Annotated in this window: 6 protein-coding genes; 1 reads left to right on the top strand and 5 read right to left on the bottom strand. The window is 66.1% G+C overall.

Going from position 1 to position 6,762, the window contains the following annotated elements; all coding sequences use genetic code 11:
• Positions 1 to 88: 88 nt before the first annotated feature.
• The 5 genes from O1Q03_RS21770 to O1Q03_RS21750 form a co-directional block, all read right to left on the bottom strand.
• The gene (locus O1Q03_RS21770; RefSeq protein WP_269506034.1) at positions 89 to 1,405 is read right to left on the bottom strand and encodes a sulfate adenylyltransferase subunit 1; all 1,317 of its coding nucleotides are present in this window, start codon (positions 1,403 to 1,405) and stop codon (positions 89 to 91) included.
• A 22-nt stretch (positions 1,406 to 1,427) separates the two neighbouring features.
• Positions 1,428 to 2,390, bottom strand: coding sequence for a sulfate adenylyltransferase subunit CysD (gene cysD / locus O1Q03_RS21765; RefSeq protein ID WP_059952667.1), 963 nt, complete (start codon positions 2,388 to 2,390; stop codon positions 1,428 to 1,430).
• A 75-nt stretch (positions 2,391 to 2,465) separates the two neighbouring features.
• Entirely contained in the window at positions 2,466 to 3,218 is a 753-nt protein-coding gene (locus O1Q03_RS21760; RefSeq protein WP_269506033.1) for a phosphoadenylyl-sulfate reductase, read from the bottom strand.
• Positions 3,215 to 3,772 (bottom strand): DUF934 domain-containing protein, encoded by a 558-nt coding sequence (locus O1Q03_RS21755; protein ID WP_269506032.1) that lies wholly within the window; start codon positions 3,770 to 3,772, stop codon positions 3,215 to 3,217. Before O1Q03_RS21755 ends, O1Q03_RS21760 begins: the two co-directional genes overlap by 4 nt.
• 25 nt (positions 3,773 to 3,797) lie before the next feature.
• The gene (locus tag O1Q03_RS21750; protein WP_269506031.1) at positions 3,798 to 5,477 is read right to left on the bottom strand and encodes a nitrite/sulfite reductase; all 1,680 of its coding nucleotides are present in this window, start codon (positions 5,475 to 5,477) and stop codon (positions 3,798 to 3,800) included.
• Positions 5,478 to 5,693: 216 nt separating this feature from the next.
• On the opposite strand from O1Q03_RS21750, the gene O1Q03_RS21745 reads away from it, so the two are divergent.
• The gene (locus O1Q03_RS21745; protein WP_014896306.1) at positions 5,694 to 6,635 is read left to right on the top strand and encodes a CysB family HTH-type transcriptional regulator; all 942 of its coding nucleotides are present in this window, start codon (positions 5,694 to 5,696) and stop codon (positions 6,633 to 6,635) included.
• Positions 6,636 to 6,762: the final 127 nt, after the last annotated feature.

Raw genomic sequence — 6,762 nt, 5'->3', positions numbered from 1 at the left:
ACCGTGCCCCTGGTTGGGCGGTTGGTTTGTGGCCCCGGGGGGGCGGGCGCCGGGCGCGCGCCGCGGCGGGGGGGGCGCCCAACGCCGGTTATGCCGAGAACGCCCGGATCATGCCCGCGGCGACCGTGTGGTGCGTCGCCTCGTCGATCAGCACGAATGCGCCCGTGCCCGGATGCGCGTCGTACGTGTCGCAGACGATCGGCTTCTGCAGCGTCAGCGCCACGCGGCCGATGTCGTTCATCTTCAGTTCCTGACGGTCGGTGGCCTGCGACAGCGTATGCACGTCGAGCACTTCCTTGACTGCACCGATCTTCGCGAACACCGTGCTCGTGGTCTGCTTCAGCAGATACTTGCGCTGCGGCGACAGCGGCGTCTCGTCGAACCAGCACAGGTCGGCCTCGAGCTTCTTCGCCGGCGCGACCGGCTCGGCGGTCGTGACGAACATGTCGCCGCGCGACACGTCGACGTCTTCCTCGAGACGAATCGTCACCGTCTGGCCCGCGAATGCGTGCGCAACCGATGCGGTGCCGCCCGGCACCGGCGCGACGATCTCGGCGATCGTGGCGGTGCGGTTCGACGGCAGCACGACGATCTCATCGCCGACCTTCACCTCGCCCGACTCGATCCGGCCCATGTAGCCGCGGAAGTCGTCGGCCGAGCTGCCGTCCTGGCGCGCGACCCACTGCACCGGGAAGCGCAGCGCGTCATGCGCCTGCGTCTCGACGGGCAGCGATTCGAGCACGTCCAGCAGCGGCTCGCCCGCATACCACGGCATGCGCTCGCTCGCGCCGACGATGTTGTCGCCCTTGAGTGCCGACACCGGCACGAAGCGCACGTCGGTCAGGCCGAGCTGCTTCGCGAGCGCGACGTACGCGTCGCGAATTTCGTTGAAGCGCGCTTCGCTGTAGTCGACGAGGTCCATCTTGTTGATCGCGACGATCACGTGCTGCAGCCCGAGCAGCTTGACGATCGCGCTGTGGCGCTTGGTCTGCGGCAGCAGTTGCACGACGCCGTTCTCGACCGTGATGCGCGTTGCGTCGACCAGGATGATCGCCGCATGCGCGGTCGATGCGCCCGTCACCATGTTGCGCGTGTACTGCTCGTGGCCAGGCGTGTCGGCGATGATGAACTTGCGCTTCGCGGTCGCGAAATAGCGGTATGCGACGTCGATCGTGATGCCCTGCTCGCGCTCGGCTTCGAGGCCGTCCGTCAGCAGCGCGAGGTCGAGCTCGTCGCCGACCGTGCGCTTGTTCTTCGCGCGCGACAGCGCGGACAGCTGGTCGGACAGCACGGCCTTGCTGTCGTACAGCAGGCGGCCGATCAGCGTGCTCTTGCCGTCGTCGACGCTGCCTGCGGTGATGAAGCGCAACACGCCGAGGTCTTCGGTGTTCTCGATGATGCTCATGATGTGAATGTCCTCGTGTGCTTCAGAAATAACCTTGCTTCTTGCGCTGTTCCATCGCGGCTTCGGATGCCTGATCGTCCATCCGGGTCGCGCCGCGTTCGGTGATCTCGGTCACCGCCGTCTCGGCGATGATCTTCTCGACGTCGTCCGCGTCGCTCTCGACCGGGCACGTGCAGCTGATGTCGCCGACCGTGCGGAAGCGCACCTGCGCAAGCTCGCTCGTCTCGCCGTCACGCATCGGCGTGAGCGGCGTGACCGGCACGAGCAGCCCGTTGCGGCGCACGATCTCGCGCTGGTGCGCGTAGTAGATCGACGGCAGTTCGAGGTTCTCGCGCGCGATGTACTGCCACACGTCGAGCTCGGTCCAGTTCGAGATCGGGAACACGCGCAGATGCTCGCCGTTGTGCAGGCGCGCGTTGTACAGGCTCCACAGTTCCGGGCGCTGCGCCTTCGGATCCCACTGGCCGAATTCGTCGCGGAACGAGAAGATCCGCTCCTTCGCACGCGCCTTCTCTTCGTCGCGGCGCGCGCCGCCGATCAGCGCCGTGTAGCCGTGCTGTTCGATCGTCTCGAGCAGCGTGACGGCCTGCGCGGCGTTGCGCGAATCGGTTTCGCGGCGCAGCACGACCGTGCCGCGCTTGATCGAATCCTCGACGTGGCCGACCACCAGCTCGGCGCCGAGCTCTTGCGCGCGGCGATCGCGGAAGTCGATCACTTCCTCGTAGTTGTGGCCCGTGTCGATATGCACGAGCGGGAACGGCAGCGTCGTCTTGCGGTTCGCGCCGAGGCCGAACGCCTTCAGCGCCAGATGCAGCACGACGACCGAATCCTTGCCGCCCGAGAACAACAGCGCCGGCTTGCTGCACTCGGCGACGAGCTCGCGCAGGATGTGGATCGACTCGGCTTCGAGCCAGTCGAGGTGGCCCATGCGGTTGTCGGCACCGGTGGGCGGGGCAAAGGCGGATTGCTCGAGCGTCGTGCTCATGATTTCAGTCCTTCTCTTCTGGGTTCGTGCCGCCCGCTGTCGCAGGCGGCGCAATATTCAGTTTCTTGTCGGCTTTCAGTGCGCGGCGCCGGCTTCGGCATTCGCGGGAATCGGCGTGATCGTCGTGATGTGCAGCCCGCATTCCTTCGTATCGCGCGACTCCCACCACCAGCGGCCCGCCCGGCTGTCCTCGCCGGGGCGGATCGCACGCGTGCAGGGCTCGCAGCCGATGCTCGGATAGCCGCGCGCGTGCAGCGGATTCACCGGGACGTCAAATGCTTTCAGGTACGCCCACACGTCGGCTTCCGTCCAGTCGGCGAGCGGGTTGTACTTCGCGATCCCGCGCGCTTCGTCCTGTTCTTCCTCGTGCAGCTCCGCACGCGTGACCGACTGCTCGCGGCGCTGGCCCGTGACCCACGCGCCGACGTCGGCCAGCGCGCGGTTCAGCGGCTCGACCTTGCGGATGTGGCAGCACGACTTGCGCAGCTCGACGCTTTCGTAGAACGCGTTCAGGCCGTGCTCGGCGACGTACTGGTCGACCGCGTCCTGCTGCGGGTGGAACTGCTCGATCTCGTAGCCGTAGCGCTCGCGCACGCGGTCGATCATGCCGAGCGTTTCCGCATGCAGGCGGCCCGTGTTCAGCGAGAAGATGCCGATCGACACGCCCTTCGACAGGATCGCGTGCGTGAGCAGCATGTCTTCCGCGGCGAGGCTGCTCGCGAACTTCACCTTGTCGTGACGCTCGCCGATCTGCGCGAGCAGCGCGTCGAGGCGTTCGACCTTCGCGGCGAGTTCCGGCGTCAGCGCGGTGGCGGTCGCGGTGCTCATGCGCTCACCTTGGTGTCGGGCGTCGCCACGTCGGGCGCAGCCGCACGGCGGCGGAACAGCGGCGCCGGCTCGTCGAACGCGCCCTGGTAACGCTGCGTGAATTCCGTGAACGCATTCAGCGCGTCGTGGATGTCCTTGTCGGCACGCACCGCGAACGCGTCGAAGCCGCAACGCGACATGTACAGCAGCTGGTCGCGCAGCACGTCGCCGATCGCGCGCAGCTCGCCCGTCCAGCCGTGGCGCTCGCGCAGCAGGCGCGCGATGCTGTAGCCGCGACCGTCCGCGAAGCGCGGGAAGTCGACCGCGATCAGCGAGATCGCGCCGAAGTCGGCCACGAGATCGGCCGGCTCGCTGTCCGGCGCGAGCCACACGCCGAGTTCATCTTTCGTCTTCGCGGCGACGAGCGCGGCGCGCTCGGCCTGCCACAGTGCGAACGGCACCAGCACCTTGCCGGCCGGCAATGCGTCGACCGCGGGCAGCGCACCGTCTTCCGCCGCGCGCACGACCTGCCATGCGTCGTCGATCACTGCGCGGTTCTTGATAATCGAAGCCATCTGCAAATTCCCTCTACCCGGTTGGTTACGCGTTCACTGCCTGGCGCGCCGCATACACGCGCTCCTTGAACGGCGCGATGCCGATGCGATCGTACGTGTCGACGAAGCGCTCGCCGTCCACGCGCGTCTCGACGTACGTGTCGATCAGCTTCGCGATCACGTCCGGCACTTCTTCCGCGGAGAACGACGGCCCGATCACGCGGCCGAGGCGCGCGCCGTTGCGGCCCGTGCCCTGCTCGCCGCCGAGCGACACCTGGTACCACTCGGCACCGTCCTTGTCGACGCCGAGGATGCCGATGTTGCCCACGTGGTGGTGACCGCACGAGTTCATGCAACCGGAAATGTTCAGCGACAGGTCGCCGAGGTCGTACACGTAGTCCAGATCGTCGAAACGCTGCTGGATCGCCAGCGCGATCGGGATCGACTTCGCGTTCGCCAGCGAGCAGAAGTCGCCGCCCGGGCACGCGATGATGTCGGTCAAGAGGCCGATGTTCGGCGTCGCGAAACCGGCCGCCTTCGCCTTTTCCCACACCGCGAACAGGTCGCGCTTCTTCACGTTCGCGAGAATCAGGTTCTGCTCGTGCGACACGCGCAGCTCCCCGAACGAGTATGCGTCGGCCCAGTCGGCCACCAGATCCATCTGCGCGTCGGTCGCGTCGCCCGGCGCCGCGCGGTGGTCCTTCAGCGACAGCGTGACGGCCGCATAGCCCGGCACCTTGTGCGGCGCGACGTTACGCTCGACCCAGCGCGCGAACGCCTTGTTCTCGAGCAGGTGCTGTTCGAACGATGCGTCGGTATCGGGCAGCTTCTCGTACGCAGGCGGCTGGAAGTACTGCGACACGCGGTCGAGCTCGGCCTGCGTGAGCGTCGACGGGCCGTCCTTCAGGTGCTGCCACTCTTCCTCGACCTGCTGCGCGAACTTCGCCGGCGACAGCGCCTTCACGAGGATCTTGATCCGCGCCTTGTACAGGTTGTCGCGGCGGCCGTAGCGGTTGTATACGCGCAGCACGGCTTCGCAGTACGTGAGCAGGTGCTGCCACGGCAGGTCTTCCTTGATCACCGCGCCGACGATCGGCGTACGGCCGAGGCCGCCGCCCGCGAGGATGCTCGCGACCACTTCGCCCTGCGCGTTCTTCTTCAGGTACACGCCGAGGTCGTGGATCTGCACGGCCGCGCGGTCGTGCTTCGAGCCCGACACCGCGATCTTGAACTTGCGCGGCAGCCACGCGAATTCGGGATGGAACGTCGACCACTGGCGCAGGATCTCGGACCACGGGCGCGGATCGATCTCTTCGTCCTGCGCGACGCCGGCGAACTGGTCGGCCGTGATGTTGCGGATGCAGTTGCCCGACGTCTGGATCCCGTGCATCTGCACCGACGCGAGCTTCGCGAGGATCTCCGGCGTGTCTTCCAGCTCGATCCAGTTGAACTGGATGTTCGAACGGGTCGAGAAGTGGCCATAGCCGCGGTCGTGTTCGCGGGCGATGCGCGCCAGCATCCGCAGCTGGTCGCTGCGCAGGTTGCCGTACGGAATCGCGATGCGGTGCATGTACGCGTGGCGCTGCATGTACAGGCCGTTCTGCAGGCGCAGCGGACGGAACTCCTCTTCGCTCAACTCGCCCGACAGCCGGCGGCGCACCTGATCGCGGTACTGCGCGACTCGCTCGTCGACGATCGTCTGGTCGTATTGGTCGTACTGATACATTCGGGGACCCCAGGGTTTTCGTGGTGACCGCGCGACGTCCTAGCCACGTCGCGCCCGAATCTCCGTTCCGCCGCCACCGCCGGCCTTCCGCTGCCTGGCTGGATTGCTAATGACGAAAACAGATATCCATATTTGAAAAACTCCGGTGAATCGTAATAAACTCGCCTTATATTTCAAACGACTAAAAAATTCTGTTGATATGCGGAAGGGTTATAAATGAACCTGCACCAATTTCGCTTCGTGCGCGAGGCCGTCCGGCAGAATTTCAACCTCACCGAGGCCGCCAAGGCGCTGTATACGTCGCAGCCGGGCGTATCGAAGGCGATCATCGAGCTCGAGGACGAGCTCGGCGTCGAGATCTTCACGCGGCACGGCAAGCGCGTGCGCTCGCTCACCGAACCGGGCCGGATCATCCTCGCGTCGGTCGAGCGGATTCTTCAGGAGGTTGAAAGCCTGAAAAGGGTCGGAAAAGATTACGCGGCGCAGGACCAGGGCAACCTGACCATCGCGGCAACCCACACGCAGGCGCGCTATTCGTTGCCGGCCGCGATCGCCGAATTCAAGAAGCGCTTCCCGAAGGTGCACCTGTCGATCCTGCAGGGCAGCCCGACACAGGTGGCCGAGATGGTGATCCACGACCAGGCCGATCTCGCGATCGCGACCGAGGCGATCTCCGACTACAAGGAGCTGGTGTCGCTGCCCTGCTTCCAGTGGCATCACGCGGCCGTCGTGCCGGCCGACCATCCGCTGCTCGAACGCAAGCCGGTCACGCTCGACGATCTCGCCCAATACCCGCTGATCACGTACGACGACGCGTTTGCGGGCCGCAAGAAGATCAACCATGCGTTCGCGCTGCGCGGGCTGTCGCCGGACATCGTGCTCGAGGCGATCGACGCCGACGTGATCAAGACCTATGTCGAGTTGGGCCTCGGCGTCGGGATCATGGCCGACATCGCGTTCAACCCCGAGCGCGACCGCAACCTGCGGCTGATTCCGGTCGGCCACCTGTTCGGCAGCAACGTGACGCGCGTCGCGCTCAAGCAGGGCGCTTACCTGCGCAGCTATGTGTATACGCTCGTCGAGCTGCTGTCGCCGACGCTGAACCGCAAGCTGATCGAGCAGGCGCTCAAGGGCGAATCCGAATCGTACGAGCTTTGAGCCGCGCCGCGGACCAGTCGTCGCTCGCCGCCTTTCCGGGACGCGAAGCGTCGCCCGCGGGAAGCATCCACGCCGTGGAAAACCCGTCGCGGTCTGGCGTTTTGCCGGGGCCCGCGTGTATAAATAC

This window comes from Burkholderia sp. IMCC1007, from assembly GCF_027257875.1.
GTDB lineage: Bacteria > Pseudomonadota > Gammaproteobacteria > Burkholderiales > Burkholderiaceae > Burkholderia.
The sequence above is the reverse complement of the archived record's forward strand: the minus strand, read 5'-3'. Positions and strand labels throughout refer to the sequence as shown.